This is a genomic window from Pseudoxanthomonas sp. CCNWLW251 (genome assembly GCF_037402255.1).
GTDB lineage: Bacteria > Pseudomonadota > Gammaproteobacteria > Xanthomonadales > Xanthomonadaceae > Pseudoxanthomonas_A.
The window spans coordinates 1371942-1388343 of sequence record NZ_JBBEGA010000001.1 but is presented as its reverse complement, the minus strand read 5'-3'; the positions used below and the strand labels follow the sequence as shown (position 1 = coordinate 1388343).

The 16402-nt window shown below is 66.3% G+C and carries 14 protein-coding genes; 10 read left to right on the top strand and 4 right to left on the bottom strand.

The annotated features are described in order from the left end of the window. Window positions 1-6: 6 nt before the first annotated feature. Window positions 7-1416, bottom strand: coding sequence for a glycoside hydrolase family 30 protein (locus tag WBN46_RS06530; protein ID WP_337730899.1), 1410 nt, complete (start codon window positions 1414-1416; stop codon window positions 7-9). A gap of 144 nt (window positions 1417-1560) precedes the next feature. Continuing rightward, the gene (locus tag WBN46_RS06525) at window positions 1561-1821 is read right to left on the bottom strand and encodes a hypothetical protein (protein WP_337730791.1); all 261 of its coding nucleotides are present in this window, start codon (window positions 1819-1821) and stop codon (window positions 1561-1563) included. A 4-nt stretch (window positions 1822-1825) separates the two neighbouring features. Here WBN46_RS06525 and WBN46_RS06520 point away from each other — a divergent pair, with 4 nt between their 5' ends. The 6 genes from WBN46_RS06520 (at window position 1826) to WBN46_RS06495 (ending at window position 10425) form a co-directional block, all read left to right on the top strand. After that, window positions 1826-2836 carry a LacI family DNA-binding transcriptional regulator gene (locus tag WBN46_RS06520; protein WP_337730790.1) on the top strand — a complete coding sequence of 337 codons (1011 nt, stop codon included), beginning with the start codon at window positions 1826-1828 and terminating at the stop codon, window positions 2834-2836. A gap of 351 nt (window positions 2837-3187) precedes the next feature. Then, window positions 3188-6187 carry a TonB-dependent receptor gene (locus tag WBN46_RS06515; protein ID WP_337730789.1) on the top strand — a complete coding sequence of 1000 codons (3000 nt, stop codon included), beginning with the start codon at window positions 3188-3190 and terminating at the stop codon, window positions 6185-6187. 124 nt (window positions 6188-6311) lie between these two features. Further along, entirely contained in the window at window positions 6312-7019 is a 708-nt protein-coding gene (locus WBN46_RS06510; RefSeq protein WP_337730788.1) for a SapC family protein, read from the top strand. After that, on the top strand, window positions 7003-8022 hold the full coding sequence (locus tag WBN46_RS06505; RefSeq protein ID WP_337730787.1) for a cupin-like domain-containing protein: 1020 nt from the start codon (window positions 7003-7005) through the stop codon (window positions 8020-8022). Before WBN46_RS06510 ends, WBN46_RS06505 begins: the two co-directional genes overlap by 17 nt. Before the next feature lie 10 nt (window positions 8023-8032). Next, window positions 8033-9538: a tryptophan halogenase family protein gene (locus WBN46_RS06500; protein ID WP_337730786.1), complete on the top strand. Its 1506-nt coding sequence runs from the start codon at window positions 8033-8035 to the stop codon at window positions 9536-9538. A 35-nt stretch (window positions 9539-9573) separates the two neighbouring features. Beyond that, on the top strand, window positions 9574-10425 hold the full coding sequence (locus WBN46_RS06495) for an NAD-dependent protein deacetylase (protein ID WP_337730785.1): 852 nt from the start codon (window positions 9574-9576) through the stop codon (window positions 10423-10425). On the opposite strand, the gene WBN46_RS06490 is transcribed toward WBN46_RS06495, so the two are convergent. Both WBN46_RS06490 and WBN46_RS06485 read right to left on the bottom strand, forming a co-directional pair. Continuing rightward, complete coding sequence (locus WBN46_RS06490; protein ID WP_337730784.1) at window positions 10400-12604, bottom strand: EAL domain-containing protein; 2205 nt, start codon at window positions 12602-12604, stop codon at window positions 10400-10402. The two genes, WBN46_RS06495 and WBN46_RS06490, sit on opposite strands and share 26 nt — an antisense overlap. Window positions 12605-12771: 167 nt before the next feature. Then, window positions 12772-12906 (bottom strand): hypothetical protein, encoded by a 135-nt coding sequence (locus tag WBN46_RS06485; RefSeq protein ID WP_337730783.1) that lies wholly within the window; start codon window positions 12904-12906, stop codon window positions 12772-12774. A 41-nt stretch (window positions 12907-12947) separates the two neighbouring features. On the opposite strand from WBN46_RS06485, the gene WBN46_RS06480 reads away from it, so the two are divergent. From WBN46_RS06480 to hemC, 4 genes are all read left to right on the top strand, one after another. After that, window positions 12948-13901, top strand: a complete 954-nt coding sequence (locus WBN46_RS06480) for an energy transducer TonB (protein WP_337730782.1) — start codon at window positions 12948-12950, stop codon at window positions 13899-13901. 36 nt (window positions 13902-13937) lie between these two features. Then, window positions 13938-14624, top strand: coding sequence for an alpha/beta hydrolase (locus tag WBN46_RS06475; RefSeq protein ID WP_337730781.1), 687 nt, complete (start codon window positions 13938-13940; stop codon window positions 14622-14624). A 95-nt stretch (window positions 14625-14719) separates the two neighbouring features. Further along, window positions 14720-15451: a LytTR family DNA-binding domain-containing protein gene (locus tag WBN46_RS06470; RefSeq protein WP_337730780.1), complete on the top strand. Its 732-nt coding sequence runs from the start codon at window positions 14720-14722 to the stop codon at window positions 15449-15451. A gap of 38 nt (window positions 15452-15489) precedes the next feature. Further along, on the top strand, window positions 15490-16395 hold the full coding sequence (gene hemC / locus WBN46_RS06465) for a hydroxymethylbilane synthase (RefSeq protein WP_337730779.1): 906 nt from the start codon (window positions 15490-15492) through the stop codon (window positions 16393-16395). Window positions 16396-16402: the final 7 nt, after the last annotated feature.

Genomic DNA, 16402 nt, shown 5'->3' with positions numbered 1-16402 from the left:
GTGTGGTCAGTTCACCAGTGTCTGGATTGCGCGTGCCGGGATGGTCACCATCGCCGACGCTTGGCCCACGTAGAAGTTGTACGTGATTTCCTTGTCGGTGGGATTCATCACCACCGTGGCCAGTTGCCCGTCCGGATTGACGAAGGCGGTCGCGAGCAGCGTGCTGCGGCTGGTGGCAGCGCTGACGCGGCGCGCCTGCGGGCGGATGAACTTCGAGAAATGACCGATGTAGTAGTAGCTGGGCGTGTAGATGAGCTCCCCCGTGCGGGTGTCCGCATGCAGCGGGGCGAAGCAGTAGTTGCCCACGTGGTTGGGGCCACCCTTCTCGTCCAGCAGCATGTTCCAGTCGGTCCAGCCGACGGCGCCGTTGTTGAGATCGTGGATCATCGAAGTCCCGTAGCGTTCGGCATTCGGCCAGTGCTGGTAGCGCGCGGGGTCGAACTTCTCGACCGCCGCTTCGGTCAGCAGCACCGGCTTGTCGGGAAACGCCTGCGTCACTGCCGCCACATTGCGGTACATCGGGTCGAAACCCGCCCACGTCTCGTACCAATGGAAGCCGAGGCCCCAAGCGTACTTCGCCGCCTCCGGGTCGCCGAGGATCACCTGGGCGCGGTACAGCATCATGTCGCGGTTGTGGTCCCACACGATGATCTTCTTGTCGGCATAGCCGGCCGCGTGCATGGTCGGGCCGAGGTGCTGCTTGAGGAAATCCCGCTCTTCCTCGGCCGTGTACAGCATCGATTCCCAGGTCTGCGTGGCCATCGGCTCGTTCTGCACGGTGATGCCCCAGATCGGCACCCCTTCCTTCTCGTAGGCCTGGATGAACCTGACGAAATAGTTCGCCCATGCCTGCCGGTACTCGGGCAGCAGCGCGCCGCCGCGCAGCATGTGGTTGTTCGTCTTCATGAAGGCGGGCGCGCTCCACGGGCTGGCGAACAAGGGCAGCTTGCCGCCGGAGGCCGCGATGGCCTGCTTGATCATCGGCAGGCGGGCCTGGCGGTCATGATCGATCGAGAACGTCTCCAGCGCCTTGTCGCCTTCCTTGATGTACGTGTAGCTGGCCGAGCTGAAGTCGGAGCTGTGGATGGTGGTGCGCGCCAACGAATAGCCGATGCCTTCCCGCGTGTCGTAGTAGGCACGCATGAACTCGGCCTGTTTCGCGGGCGGGAGCGTGGCGTAGACCTCGGCGGTCGAGTCGGTGATGGCGCCGCCGATGCCCAGCAATGACTGGAACCGCACGGCGGGATCCACGAAGACCGATGTCTCCACTTCCGTCAGCGTGTGTCCCGGCTTGAGCACGGCAGTGCCCGTCTCGCTGAGGCGCTGGCGGGAGTCCTGGGCGGTCGTGTAGATGGTCACCTTGGAGGCGGGTTGCATGGAGGTCTCCGGGGGTCCGGCGGCACCTGCGCCCGCCATTCCGGCGGCCATGGCAACGCCGAGCGTGGCGGCGGAGAACAATCGGATGGAATGCATGTCGGTGCCTCTTGGAGAAGAGTGCAGCCGGGAGCCCTGCTGGACGGCATCGGATGCACGGTAGTTGACAGCGCTGTCATAGCGTTGCTACATCTTGCTGTCAACCGATTGTGCGTCGGTTGCCGGAAAGACGGGATGCATTGCGCGTTCTTTGTGTGTGGGCATCGGATGTGTGTTGCCATGCAGCAACGGTTTGCGCGTGATCGCCGCCTGCCACTGGTTTCCATCCGTGAGGTTTGCGGCATGTCGTACCTGCCGCCGGTCGCGCCGTGCGGTATCCAAGCGGCGGGCATCGCTGTCAGAATCCGGCGTCGTGCCGGGAGGGTGGGCGGAGTGGATCAGGAGCATCCCAATGCGTAGTCGGATCGAAGACGTGGCCGCGGTGGCAGGCGTGTCCATGAAGACCGTGTCGCGCGTGCTCAACAACGAGCCGAACGTCCGCGAAGAAATGCGCCAGCGGGTCATGAAGGCGGTCGACCAGCTGCAGTACCGTCCCAACCTGTCGGCGCGCAGCCTGGCCGGGCAGCGTTCGTATGTCATCGCGCTGGTCTACAACAACCCGTCGCGCAACTACCTGATGGAGATCCAGAGCGGCATGCTGGATGCCTGTCGCGACAATCACTACAACCTGGTGCTGGCGCCGGTCGGTGCGCCGAAGCAGCGCAAGGCCGACGACCTGAAGGTGGTGTTCGAGCACTTCGCGCCGGACGGCGTGGTGCTGATTCCTCCGCTGACGGACGACCCCGTGGTGCTGGAATTCCTCAAACAGCACGAGGTGCCGTTCGCGTGCATCGCGCCCAAGCACCCGGACGATCGCATCGGCGTGATGATGGACGAGACCGCCGCCGTGCGCGAACTCATCGCAGGGCTGGTGGCACAGGGCCATCGCCGCATCGGCCATATCAAGGGCCCGCCTGCGCATGGTGCCTGCCAGTGGCGTTACAAGGGCTACAAGGACGCGTTGCGTGCGTCGGGCCTGGAGTACGACGCGGATCTGGTGGTGCAGGGCGCCTTCTCGTTCGAGTCCGGCATCGAGGCTGGTAATCGGCTGCTCGACCTGCGCCGGCCACCGACCGCCATCTTCGCGGCCAACGACGACATGGCCGCCGGCGTCATCCGCGCGGCCTGCGAGCGCGGACTGGCGGTACCGCGCGACATCTCGGTGTGCGGCTTCGATGACACGCCCATCGCGCGCCACATCTATCCTGCGCTGACGACGGTGCGTCAGCCCACGTCGGAAATGGGCAGGCTGGCCACGCTGCAGCTGTTGGCGCGCATCCGCGCGGCGGACGCGGGGAGCATGGTGCACGTCGAACATGAAGTGCTGTTCCGCGAATCGACACAGCCACCCGCGCGCCGCTGAAGCGGGCGCGTTCCTCATTTGCATCGGCCCTGGATTCCAGTGGCGCTACGCGCGTCCGGAAGGATGGATGCCGCGCGCGCATTCCATACCAATAGAAAACCTTCCGTGTGGTTGCGCAGGAATTTTTTCAGTTTCCTTGCGGCGACCCGCAGGAAAGAAAACGGTTTCAGCTGCGACGCAGCATGAAGAATAGTGCTTGAAACAAGCCTTTTTCTTCAAATCACTAGTCGAATCACAGAAAGTTGACAACGCTGTCAATCGCGCGTCCAATTCGGCCCAACGTGAAAGGGGACAGGGGCCTCGAGCACACACACCAACGCCATTCGTGAATTTCCGGAGAGGGGAAAGTCCATGAAGCAAGTGCAATCCGTTCCAAGGAAGCGGGTGCTTACATCCGCATTGTTGCTCGCACTCGCAGGGCCCGCGTGGGCCCAGCAGGTCGAGACCCAGGGCAATGCCGATCCGGCGCCCGCAACCACCGGTGAGGTGGATCCCGCCACGCTGGATACCGTCGTGGTCAAGGGCATCCGCGCGAGCCTGGAATCGTCGATGAACCTCAAGCGCGATGCGCAGGGCGTCGTCGATGGCATCGTCGCCGAGGACATCGGCAAGTTCCCCGATACCAACCTGGCCGAATCGCTCCAGCGCATCAGCGGTGTGTCGATCGATCGCACGTCCAGCGGCGAAGGCTCCAAGGTCACCGTGCGCGGCATGGGCCCGGACTACAACCTGGTGCTGCTCAATGGTCGCCAGATGCCGGCGTCCAACCTGGGCAGCGGTGGTGCGGGATCCTCGACGTCGCGCTCGTTCGACTTCGCCAACCTGGCCAGCGAATCGGTGTCCGAGATCCGCGTCTTCAAGACCGGTCGCGCCGACAATCCGACCGGTGGCATCGGCGCCACCATCGACGTGCGGACGGCGCGCCCGCTGCAGGCCGAACCGGTCGCGACGTTCGGCCTGAAAGCGGTCAACGACAGCTCCAACGGCAACCTGCCGAAGACCATGCAGGGCAACGATTTCACCGGCGAGATGTCCGGCATCTTCAGCCAGACCTATGCCGATGGCCGTTTCGGTATCGCGCTCAGCGGCAGCTACCAGGAGCGCGACTCCGGCTTCAACCAGGCGTCGGTGGCCGATGGCTGGCTGACGTTCTACGGCGACAACTCGAACAGCTGGCAGCGCCTGCCGCTGCCCGGCGAGACGTACTACGACCGCATCGACAATCGCCCTGGACCGGACGATGTCTACGCGCGTCCGCAGAACACCGGCTACAGCGTCAACGGCGTGCAGCGCCAGCGCACCAACGGCCAGGTGACGCTGCAGTGGGCGCCGACCGACAATGTGACGACCACCCTGGACTACAACTACATCGAGAACAAGGTGCAGCAGCAGCGCAGCGAGCTGTCGGTGTGGTTCAACTACGGTCCGGGCGACAGTTCATGGACCGATGGTCCGGTTGCCGCGCCGATCATCTATTCCGAAGATCGCGACTTCGCCCAGGGTGCCCAGGATTTGTCCATGGGCGGCATGCGACTGGCCACCAAGACCACTGGTGAGTCACTGGGCTTCAATGTCGAGTGGGAGGTCAACGACAACCTCAACTTCGAGTTCGACTACCACAACTCCAGTTCCGAGTCGAAGCCCGACAGCCCGCTCGGCTCGGCAGGCGTGTTGGGCGTGGCCGCTTACGTGCGCGGCACCACCACGGTGGACTATAGCGGTGAGATCCCGATCGTCAGTGTGGTGCTTCCGCCAGGTCAGACGGAGGTGCTGGCATCGCAGGCGCTGGTGACCGGTTCGGTGTTCCAGAACAGCTACAACAAGTCCGAGGTCGAGCAATTGCAGGCCAAGGGCCGCTTCGAGTTCGGCGAATACTCGGGACTGGACTTCGGTGTCTCGGCCACCGACGTGCGCAACCGGTCGGCTTCCGCGGTGATGCAGCGTGATACGTGGGGTGGCGTCGGTACGCCGGCCGACTACGACGACAGCATCTGGTATACCGACCACATGTCCCGGTACTTCGACGCGTTTGGCAACCACAACAATCCCAACTGGTCCGATACGTTCCTTGTATTCGACTTCGAGCGCCTGCGCCAAGCGGCCATCACCGAATCTGGTTGTGCCACCTGCTACCAGATGCCGACCCAGTTCACCGACGACATGCGCACGACGGAGAAATCCAAGAGTGCCTACGTACAGTGGACGACGATGTTCGATTGGTCGATGCCGCTGCACGTGGCACTCGGCGTCCGCTACGAGAAAACTGAAGTCGTCTCGGACTCGCTTGAGCGCGTTGGGCAGAGCATCAGATGGGTGGCGGCCAACGAGCTCTACGTCAACTATGCGCCAGGCCAGAGCTTTGCGCGACGTGAGGGTGATTACGACTACTTCCTGCCGAACCTCGACCTGAAGCTGGACATCAGCGACAGCATGGTATTGCGCGGCAGCTACAGCCAGACCATCGGCCGTCCAGGCTGGGGTGCCATCCGAGGCGGGCAGCAGCTGGCTGAGGTCGTGCGTATCAACGGTGGCGATGGCAGCCGTGGCGACCCGGCACTGGAGCCGCTGTTGGCGGACAACTTCGACCTGTCGTTCGAGTGGTATTACAGCCCGGGCAGCTACGTCTCGGTCGGCTACTTCCGCAAGGACGTCAAGAACTTCATTAGCGATACCATCGTGCGCGAAGAACCGTTCGCGATGCACACGCCGGTGGGGGGCGCGTACTGGAACAATGCACTGGCGGCAGGGTGCCTGCCGACGGATGGCGATTGCATCCGTACCTACATCTTCACCAACCATGCCAATGATCCCGGTGTTGACGTGGGTGCGGGCACCATCACCGGCCTGCCAACCGACCCCATCGCCGGGTTCAACATCACCGTTCCAGCCAACCAGCGATCGGACACGCTCGATGGTTTCGAGATCAACGTCCAGCACCTGTTCGGCGACAGCGGCTTCGGCCTGGCGGCGAACTACACCAAGGTGGATTCGGGCCTGACCTTCGACAACACCGACCTGGGTGACCAGTATCCGCTGGTCGGCCTGAGCGATTCGGCCAACCTGGTGGCGTTCTACGACAAGGGGCCGTGGCAGGTCCGCGCGGCATACAACTGGCGCGACGAGTTCTTCAACGGTGTCGGCGGGCAGGGCAACAACCCGAACTACGTCGAAGAGTACGGCCAGTTCGACATGAACGTGAGCTACCAGGTGACGCCACAACTGACGATCAGCCTGGAAGGCATCAACCTCACCGACGAGACGATGCGTACCCACGCCCGTCACGAGAACATGGTGCGGTTCGCCACCCAGACCGGCCCGCGCTACATGTTCGGCCTGCGGTACAAGTTCTGACCGCAGCGGTGCGATCCAGGGACGGAGTCGTCGGCAGGTCCGGCGGCTCCGTCTTTCTTTGCCCCATGTGATCGGGCACGATGCCACGGGTTGCGCTGTTCCGCCCGGTAGCCTGCGAGAGCCGATGAGCCAGCACGTCCTGTTGAACAATATCGAGCACCGGACGCTCCGCGTGCGGGCCGGTCATGGAGCCGCGCTCGGCGACGCCGTGATGCGGGCGCTGACATTCCCTGCCGAGTTCCGCGACGTGCAGGCGCACTACCCGATCGTGTTCGCGCGCGACGGCGAGGGGCGCTTCGTTCCGCTGGCACTGTTCGGCCTGCAGGAAGGCGAGAACCTGTTCCTCGATGGGGAGCGCTGGGACGCCACGTATGTCCCGCTGTCCGTCAGGCGGCAGCCCTTCCTGGTCGGGGTATCCGGCGAAGAGCGTTTGCTGCATGTCGATCTCGAGCACCCGCGTGCCCGCGACGGAGGCGGCGAGCCGCTGTTCCATGACCATGGCGGCGCCACGGAGTTCCTGGAGCGTGTGAAGTCCGTGCTGCTGGCGCTGCATGATGGCGTCGTCGCCACGCCCGCCTTCATTGATGCCCTGCTGGAGCACGGTCTGCTGGAATCATTCGTGCTCGACGTGAAGCTGGATGATGGCTCGCACAACCGGCTGGCTGGCTTCCATACCATCGACGAGGCGCGGCTGCAGGCATTGTCCGGGGATGCGCTGGAACGGCTGGCGCGCGATGGCCATCTGCTGCCCGTCTACATGGTGCTGGCATCGATGTCGCGCTTCCGCGATCTGATCGAACGGACCAACCGGCGCCGTGCTTCCGCTCGCTGAGTCCATCGACGAGATCGCTGGCTGCAGTCCGCAGTCGCTGCCGGAGGCTGTGCTGCAGGGGGCACGGCCGGTGGTCCTGCGAGGGCTGGTCTCGACCTGGCCCATGGTGCAGGCGGCACGTGCATCGGCGGTGGCGGGCATCGACTACCTCAAGCGGTTCGACCACGGCGGCATGCCCGTCGTGGCCACCGTTGCTCCACCCGAGGCGAAAGGACGCGTGTTCTACAACGAGGACCTGAGCGGCTTCAACTTCCGTCGTGAACAGGTGCCGCTGTCCGTCGCGCTCGACACGCTGCGCAAGTATCTCGATGCGGCAGCGCCACCTTCCATCTATGTGGCCTCCACCACGCTCGACACCTTCCTGCCGGGCTTCCGTGCCGAGAACGACGTCGATCTCCGTCCGCGCGATCCACTGGCCAGCATCTGGATCGGCAATCGCAGCCGGATCGCTGCGCATCAGGATGTGCCGGACAATCTCGCTTGCGTCGTCGCGGGTCGCCGCCAGGTAACGCTGTTCCCGCCGGACCAGTTGGAGAATCTCTACATCGGTCCGCTGGATCACACGCCTGCGGGGCAGGCGGTGAGCCTGGTGGATTTCTCTGCGCCTGACCTCGCGCGTTTCCCGCGCTTCGAGGAGGCGCTGAGGCATGCACGCACCGCAGTGCTCGAACCGGGCGACGCGGTGTTCATTCCCAGCATGTGGTGGCACCACGTGGAGGGCCTGGACGCGTTCAACGTGCTGGTGAATTACTGGTGGCGGCAGTCGCCCGCGTGGATGGACACGCCGATGAATGCGCTGATGCTGGCCATCATGAGCGTGCGCGACCTTCCCGCGCACGAGCGCGCGGTGTGGAGGGACGTGTTCGACCACTATGTTTTCGACTACGACGAGGAACGGGATGCCGGCCATGTGCCCGAAGCGGCACGGCGTGTGCTCGCGCCCCTCGACGAAGCCCGTGTCCGCCACCTGCGCGCGCTGCTGCAGCAGCGCCTCAACCGTTGAGTGAACCTGCATGCAGACGTCGCAACCGATGACCAGTCCCCGCACCGTCAAGCGTGTCGTCATCGCCGGTGGCGGCACCGCCGGCTGGATGGCCGCTGCCGCACTGTCCAAGACGCTGGGCAAGACCCTGGACATCACCCTGGTGGAGTCGGAAGAGATCGGGACGGTCGGTGTGGGCGAGGCGACGATCCCGACGCTGGTGGTCTTCCATCGCCTGCTCGACATCAAGGAGCAGGATTTCATGGCGGCGGTGCAGGGTACCGTGAAGCTGGGCATCTCCTTCGAGAACTGGAAGGACGTCGGCCACCGCTACATCCACTCGTTCGGCACCAGCGGCAAGGACCACTGGTCGGCGGGCTTCCAGCATTTCTGGCTGCGCGGGAGGGCCGAAGGCCTGGCGAGCGAGTACAGCGACTATTGCATCGAACTGCAGGCCGCGCTGCAGGACCGCTTCTCCCATCTGCCGCGCTACCATGTCAATTACGCGTACCACATGGACGCGGCGCTCTACGCCCGCTTCCTGCGGGGATTCAGTGAGCGCCACGGGTGCAAGCGCGTCGAGGGCAAGATCGTCGATGTCGCCACCGATGCCGATGGCGGCATCTCCTCGATCAAGCTGGAGCGCGGCGAGGTGATCGAGGGCGACCTGTTCATCGACTGCACCGGCTTCCGTGCGCTGCTGATCGGCAAGACGCTGGGCGTGGGTTACACCGACTGGTCCCGGTGGCTGTTCAACGACAGTGCACTGGCCACCCAGACCACCGCGGTGCGCGATGCCGTGCCCTACACGCGTGCCATCGCCGGGACGGCAGGGTGGCAATGGCGTATCCCGCTGCAGCATCGGGTGGGCAACGGCATCGTGTACTCCAGTCGCCACATCAGCGACGACGAGGCACGCGAGCAGTTCCTGTCCAGTGTCGAGGGCGAGGTCATCAAGCAACCATGGCCGATCCGGTTCAAGCCGGGGCAACGGCAGCAATGCTGGGCGAAGAACTGCGTGGCCCTGGGGCTGGCCGGCAGTTTCATCGAGCCGCTGGAATCCACCACCATCCACCTGATCCAGCGCGGCATCGTGCGCTTGCTGCAGACCTTCCCGCATACGATCACGCAGCCGGCGATCGACGAGTACAACGCCCGCCTGGACGAAGAGCTGCAGCACGTTCGCGATTTCGTGGTGATGCACTACGCGGTCAGCGACCGCCGCGACACGCCCTACTGGCGCGACATAGCGGAGATGGAAATCCCCGCGACACTCCGGCATAGGATCGAACTCTTCCGCGAGACGGGCACGGTCTTCCACGTGCCCGGCGAGTTGTTCGGCGAGAATTCGTGGATACAGGTCATGCTGGGACAGGGCGTCGTCCCGAAGGGCTATCACCCGACCGCCGATGTCATGTCGAAAGAGGATCTCCAGCGCTTCCTCGACGACATCCGCAGCAACGTGCTGGGTACGGCACGCCAGATGCCCGCCCACATGGATTACCTGCGCAGCTATTGCCCCGCGCCCAAGCCGTGAAACACGGAGCCGGCGGCATGGCCTAAGCTGCCGGCATGGGCGATCCACGACTCGAAGCCTTCCTGACCGGGCACCGGCGCTTGTTCATCCTGACCGGTGCAGGTTGCAGCACCGGCTCCGGCATTCCCGACTACCGTGATGAACACGGCGCCTGGAAGCGCACGCCGCCGGTGACCTATCAGGCGTTCATGGGCGACCATGCCACGCGCCAGCGCTACTGGGCGCGCAGTCTGCTCGGTTGGCCGCGCATCGCACGCGCCCGGCCGAACATCGCGCATCACGCACTGGCGTCGCTTGAAGCGCGCGGGCTGTCGGAAATGCTGCTGACACAGAATGTGGACGGCCTGCACCAGGCCGCCGGCAGCCAGTCGGTGGTTGACCTGCACGGCCGGCTCGACCAGGTGGTGTGCATGGGATGTGGCGCGGGTTCTGCGCGTGCGGAAATGCAGACCCGCCTGGCGTCCGCGAATCCCGACTGGGTGGCGCTCGATGCTGTCGCGGCGCCCGACGGCGATGCCGATCTGGACGGGCGCGACTTCAGCGCGTTCCACGTACCCGCTTGCGAAGCGTGCGGCGGACTGCTCAAGCCCGACGTGGTGTTCTTCGGCGAGAACGTGCCGCGTGCGCGCGTCGACCATGCCATGGCGCATCTCCGGCGCGCGGATGCGATGCTGGTGGTCGGCTCGTCCTTGATGGTCTACTCCGGGTTGCGCTTCGTGCATGCCGCCGTGCGTGCGGACATCCCGGTGGTCGCCGTCAATCTGGGGCGGACGCGCGCCGATGAGTTGCTGCGGTTCCGCGTGGCGGCCCCTTGTGGTGACGCACTGGGCTTCCTGCTGGAAGACCAGGCGCGCCTTTCGCTCACTCCACCGGTGGTTGCAGGCTGATCCAGCGTTCCAGCGAGTGCGGGGACAGGGGACGCGAGACGTAATAGCCCTGCAAAAGATCGCAGTTGAGCGAGGCCAGCACGGCGCGTTGCGCCGCGTTCTCGACACCCTCGGCGACCACCTTCAACGCCAGGCTTTCGCCGATGCGCAGGATGGACGTGGTGAGTGCACGGGCGGACTCGCTGTGCTCCAGGTCGCGCACGAAGCTCATGTCGAGCTTCAGTTCGCTGATGGGCAGGCGGTGGAGATGGCTCAGGCTGGAGTAGCCGGTGCCGAAATCGTCGATCGACAGGCTCACGCCCATGCGGTGGATCGCATCGATGTTGGCCAGTACCTCGGGTTTCTGCGCCAGCATGACGCTCTCGGTCACTTCCACCATCAGCTCGGACGGGGAAAGCCCGCATTTGCCCAGTACATTGCCGATGAAGGTCGGCAGGTCCTGCTGTTCGAAGTTGATCGCCGACAGGTTGACCGAGACGCGCGGCACCGGCACGCCGCGCCGCCGCCAGTCCGCCATCTGGGTGCAGGCTTCTTCCAGCGTCCACCGGCCCAGCTCGTCGATCAGGCCGCACTCTTCGGCCATCGGCACGAAGGTGGCGGGCGAGATCTCGCCGATTTCCGGATGGCGCCAGCGCAGCAACGCTTCCACGCCATGCAGGCGGGCATCGTCATCCAGCGCGACCTGCGGCTGGTAGTGCAGGCGCAATTGGCCGCTGCGTACCGCCTCGCGCAGCGCATTCTCCAGTGCGAGGCGCTCCTGCATCGCCTGGTTCATCTCGAGGCTGTAGAACACGATGCGCGCGCCGCCCTCGGACTTGGCGCGGTACATCGCGATATCAGCATGGCGTACCAGCGAATCCACATCCCAGCCATCGGCGGGGAACATCGCCACGCCCACGCTGGCCTGGGGCGTCAGCATCATCCGGCCTGCGCTCACCGGTTCGGACAGCCGGGCCATCAGGCGATCGGCCAGGTTGGCGGCTTCCTCCGCACTGCGGTCGGGAACGGCCAGCACGAATTCATCGCCGGCCAGTCGCGCCACCACGTCGCCTTCGCGCAGCTCGCTGCCCAGGCGTTTGGCCAGCTCGCGCAGCAACGCATCGCCAGCCGTGTGGCCCTGGGTGTCGTTCACGATCTTGAAGCGGTCGATGTCGATGAACAGCAACGCCACGGCGCTGTCGCGGCGCGCGGCGCCCAGCAGCATCTGCTCGACCTTGCTGTTGAACAGCGCACGGTTCGGCAGCCCGGTCAGGGTGTCGAAGAACGAGAGCTGGTGCATGCGCGCACGTGCGCGCTCGCGCTCCATCGCCAGCGCGCACAGATGCAGGCAGACATCGACCACGCGCTGGTGGAAATCGTCGGGCGCCCTGTTTTCCCAGTAGTACAGCGCGAACGTGCCCAGCACGCGGCCATCATGGGCCTTGATCGGACTCGACCAGCATGCACGGATGCCCAGCGCGAGGAACGGGGCGTTGTACGCCTGCCAGCGCGGGTCGCGTTCGATGTCGCTGCATTCGACGGGCTGCCCGCTCCAGGCGGCCGAGCCGCAGGCGCCGACCATCGGACCCGCGAGCTCGCCGTCGATCAGCGCGCCGATGGCGTCGGGCAGGCTGGGAGCCGCGAGCGGGCGAAGGCGGCCGTAGTCGTCCAGCGCGATCACCGACGCCACGGCTTCCGGCATGACCTTTTCGACTTCGCGGCAGACCAGCGTCAGCACCTCCTGCAGCGGCTGCTCCCGGACGATGGCGCCCAGCACCTTGCGGTGCAGCTCTTCGTGCAGTTTGCTGTGGGTGATGTCGGTATAGACGCCGAGCAGGTAGCGGACGTTGCGCTCGGGGTCGAAGACGGGATTGACGACCGCAGAGATCCACAGCGGCACGCCGCTCTTGGCGTAGACCAGCAGTTCGGTGCGGTAGCCCTGCTGGACATTCAACTGGCCGCGCACCCATTCGACCGTCTCCGGATCGGTGTGCGGGCCGGCCAGGAAATCGCTGGGGCGGCGGCCAGCGGCTTCCTCCAGCGTGTAGCCGAGCATGCGCGTGAAGCCCTGGTTGATCCAGGTGATGTGCGCTGCGTCGTCGCAGACGACGACCGCGTTGTCGCTGTGGTCGATGACCCAGGATACGTCGGGCGCGCCATTGGCGAAGTGCGGCGGCATGGCGATGGCAGTGGGCCTCACGGTCAGTTCTTCCCCAAGAACGGTTTCCGCCTGATGGACCGGGTTCGCCACGGCACTCCCTGCTCAGCCATCCCCGAAACGGGGAGATACGATGCGGTATCGGCCCCTGATCGCCGCACTTTACCTGAAGTTTCACGTGGCGCGGGGGTCGACCCACCTGCAAACGCTTACAGCCCGCCCGCCAGGCCGCAACCCGCCTTCGATGCCGCCATCGCGCGCATTCGCAGGGCAACTCCCGAGCGGAAGTGCCGGGTGCGAGGAGCGGTGTCGAGGGTGGGGATGGCCTGACGCACCGTCGTCATGATCGCCGCCTAGGCTTGCCGCCCGCATGACAGGGGTGGAGATGAAAGCGAAACGGACGTGGATGGGGGGCGGGTTGCTGCTGTGCCTGGCAGGGTGCCAGGGCGCATCCGCGCCCGACGCGAAGCAGAGCGGTACGGCACTGCCGGTCGCGGCGGACACTCGGCCGGACGCAGCGGCGCCCGCGACGCACTACGCGCGGGCGACACAGGCACTGGCGGAAAACCGGATGCTTGTCCCGGCGGGAGACAACGCGGTGGAACACTACCTGGCGGCGCGTGCCGATGCGGCGGAGCGCGTACGTGCGCAGGCTGCGCTGTCGGAACTGCAGCCTTATGTGCTGATCGCCGCCGAACAGGCGATCGCGCGTGGCGATGCAGGGGAGGCGCAGCGCCTGCTGGGTCTGATCGAACGCATCGATGGGCGGGCGCCCGCGCTGCCGCGACTGGGCGCCGGGGTGGCGGCATTGCTGCGCGAGCAGGCGCTGCAGGCTGCCGCAGCTGACGCGGCGGCAGCACTGCCGGCCATATCCCCCGCGTCCTCGACCCTGGAGGCATCGCCGGCACAGACAGCGCGCGCGCCCGCGCCTGCGCCCGCAGTCGCCGCCGCACCGGTTGTCCGCGCACCCGACGTCGCTCCTTCGCCTGCGCCGCTCCCTGCGCGACAGGAAGAAGCACCGGCCACCAGCCCTTCCGTTGTGCCGTCGCGCGTCGTGCAGGAGAACCGGGCGCCGCGCCTGCTGCAGGACGCACAGCCGCGATATCCGCTGCCTGCGCTGCGCGCGCGCGTGGAAGGGCAGGCGGAAGTCGCTTTCACCATCCAGCCCGACGGCAGCGTGCGCGACGTGCGCTTGGTGTCATCGACGCCTGCGGGCATGTTCGATGCGCCCGCGCTCGCGGTCGCGCAACGTTGGCGTTTCGAGGCGACCGGCCAGGCGCATGCATCACGCCGCACGGTGCGCTTCCGGTTGCCTGCCGCAGGGGCCAGCGACGGCTGATTGGTGTCCGCCCGCGTCTGCGGCGAGAATGGCGGCATGACGACCTCCTCCGCTTCTCCGATCCTCGATACCGTCGAACAGGAAACCGGCCCGGCGCCCCGGTGGTCCGTGCTGTGGTTGCACGGCCTGGGTGCCGATGGCCACGACTTCGCCCCGATCGTGCCCGAACTGGTGCGCCCGGAATGGCCGGCGCTGCGTTTCGTCTTCCCGCATGCGCCCGTGCGCGCGGTGACGATCAACAACGGCGTCCGCATGCGTGCGTGGTACGACATCGTGGGCATGGACTTCCCCACTCGGGCGGACAGCGCCGGCATCGAGGAGTCGCTGGTGCAGGTGGAGGCATTGATCGCGCGCGAGCAGGCGCGGGGCATCGCGCCGGAGCGGTTGCTGCTGGCGGGATTCTCCCAGGGCGGTGCCATCACCCTGGCGGCCGGCCTGCGCAGGCAGGTGCCGTTGGCGGGGCTGATCGCGCTCTCCACCTACCTGCCGGGCGCGGCGCAGGCTGCCACGCACCTGGTGGCTGCGGCCACCGCGCAACCGGTGTTCATGGCGCACGGCACGGGGGATCCGGTGATCCCGCTCATCCATGCCGAACAGAGCGCCCGCGCACTCGGTGACTTGGGTTTCGACGTGCAATGGCACCGCTATCCGATGGCACACCAGGTGTGCGCGGAGGAAATCCGTGACCTGGGTGACTGGATGAGCCGGCGGTTTGCGTTGTAATCCCCACGCGCCCCCCGAAGGATGACGCATGGCGCCGCCATGGGTAACCTAGGACGCGGGGGATCACGCCAACGTTCACCGAGGACGCCTTTGCCGTGAAAGTGGTTATTGCCGACGACGAACCCCTTGCCCGCGAGCGCCTGCGCGCGTTGCTGGCCGAGCATCCCGGCATCGACGTGGTCGCCGAGGCCGAGAACGGCCTGGACGCGTTGCAGGCCTGTTCGCAGCATCGCCCCGACATGGTCCTGCTGGACATCGCCATGCCGGGCGTGGACGGACTCGAGGCCGCCCGCCATCTGGCCGCCTTCGACCCGCGCCCCGCCGTGGTGTTCTGCACGGCCTACGACGAACACGCGCTGTCGGCTTTCGAGGCCGCCGCCATCGATTACCTGATGAAGCCGATCCGCGCCGAGCGATTGGCCGCCGCGCTCGAACGCGCGCGCACCTTCATCGCCGGACGCGAGACCCAGGCGCCGGCGTCATCGAGCAGCCAGCCGCGGACCCACCTGTGTGCACGCCTGCGGGGCAGCCTGCGGCTGATTCCCGTGGATGAAGTGCACTACCTGCAGGCGGAGGAGAAGTACGTGGTGGTGCACCACGCGCGCGGCGAGGACCTGATCGAGGAATCGCTGAAATCGCTGGAAGAGGAATTCGGTGGACGCTTCGTGCGGATCCATCGCAACTGCCTGGTCGCGCGCCACGAACTGGTCGAGATCAAGCGCATCGGCGATGGCCATGTCCAGGCCATCCTGCGCCATGGCAAGGAGCCGCTGGAAGTGAGTCGCCGCTGCGTGGCGGGCCTGCGCGAGACCGTCAAGGCGCTCTGAACGCGCGCGGACGTGGCGCCATGCGGGATAATGCCCGCATGACCCTGCTGCGCATCGCCACCCGCAAGAGCCCGCTCGCCCTCTGGCAGAGCGAACACGTCGCCGACCGGCTGCGCGCCGCCCATCCCGGGCTGACGGTCGAGCTGGTGCCGATGAGCACGCGTGGCGACGAGGTGCTGGACCGCTCGCTGGCCGCCATCGGGGGCAAGGGCCTGTTCCTGAAGGAACTGGAGCTGGCCATGCTGCGCGGCGAGGCGGACTGCGCCGTGCATTCGCTGAAGGATGTGCCGATGGAGCTCGAAGGTCCCTTCGCGCTGCCCGCCATCCTGCCGCGCGCGGATCCGGCCGACGCCTTCATCTCCCATCACTACGACGGCATCGCCGCGCTGCCCCATGGCGCCCGCGTGGGAACGTCATCGCTGCGCCGGCAGGCGCAGCTGCGCGCATTGCGCCCGGACCTGCAGCTGCTGGACCTGCGCGGCAACGTCAATACGCGACTGGCCAAGCTGGATGCCGGCGACTACGACGCGATCGTGCTGGCGTGCGCCGGGTTGCAACGCCTGGGATTCGCTTCGCGCATCCGCGTGCGGCTGGATGCGCCGCGCTGGCTGCCGGCGCCCGCGCAGGGGGCCATCGCGGTGGAGTGCCGGGCGGAAGATCCCGCCACGCATGCGCTGTTCGCGGCGCTGGACGATGCCGCGACGCGCGTTTGCGTGGAGGCGGAGCGCGCCATGAACCGGGCATTGCACGGCAGCTGCCATGTTCCAGTGGCTGCGTTTGCGCAGCGCACGGGCGATGCGCTGTCGCTGTCGGGACTGGTGGGTTCGGCGGAGGGGCAGGTGATCCGCGCGGAAGATACCGGCCCGGCCGGCGATCCCGAGGCGCTGGGGCAACGCGTCGCTGCCCAACTGCTGGCGCAGGGCGCGGGCGCGTTCCTCGCCTGAGCGGCGC

Bases quoted from the DNA above. Each gene is read 5' to 3' on its own strand.
- WBN46_RS06530 (WP_337730899.1), bottom strand. From the start codon at position 1,416: ATGGCGGGCGCAGGTGCCGCCGGACCCCCGGAGACCTCCATGCAACCC.
- WBN46_RS06525 (WP_337730791.1), bottom strand. From the start codon at position 1,821: ATGCTCCTGATCCACTCCGCCCACCCTCCCGGCACGACGCCGGATTCT.
- WBN46_RS06520 (WP_337730790.1), top strand. From the start codon at position 1,826: ATGCGTAGTCGGATCGAAGACGTGGCCGCGGTGGCAGGCGTGTCCATG.
- WBN46_RS06515 (WP_337730789.1), top strand. From the start codon at position 3,188: ATGAAGCAAGTGCAATCCGTTCCAAGGAAGCGGGTGCTTACATCCGCA.
- WBN46_RS06510 (WP_337730788.1), top strand. From the start codon at position 6,312: ATGAGCCAGCACGTCCTGTTGAACAATATCGAGCACCGGACGCTCCGC.
- WBN46_RS06500 (WP_337730786.1), top strand. From the start codon at position 8,033: ATGCAGACGTCGCAACCGATGACCAGTCCCCGCACCGTCAAGCGTGTC.
- WBN46_RS06495 (WP_337730785.1), top strand. From the start codon at position 9,574: ATGGGCGATCCACGACTCGAAGCCTTCCTGACCGGGCACCGGCGCTTG.
- WBN46_RS06485 (WP_337730783.1), bottom strand. From the start codon at position 12,906: ATGACGACGGTGCGTCAGGCCATCCCCACCCTCGACACCGCTCCTCGC.
- WBN46_RS06480 (WP_337730782.1), top strand. From the start codon at position 12,948: ATGAAAGCGAAACGGACGTGGATGGGGGGCGGGTTGCTGCTGTGCCTG.
- WBN46_RS06475 (WP_337730781.1), top strand. From the start codon at position 13,938: ATGACGACCTCCTCCGCTTCTCCGATCCTCGATACCGTCGAACAGGAA.
- hemC (WP_337730779.1), top strand. From the start codon at position 15,490: ATGACCCTGCTGCGCATCGCCACCCGCAAGAGCCCGCTCGCCCTCTGG.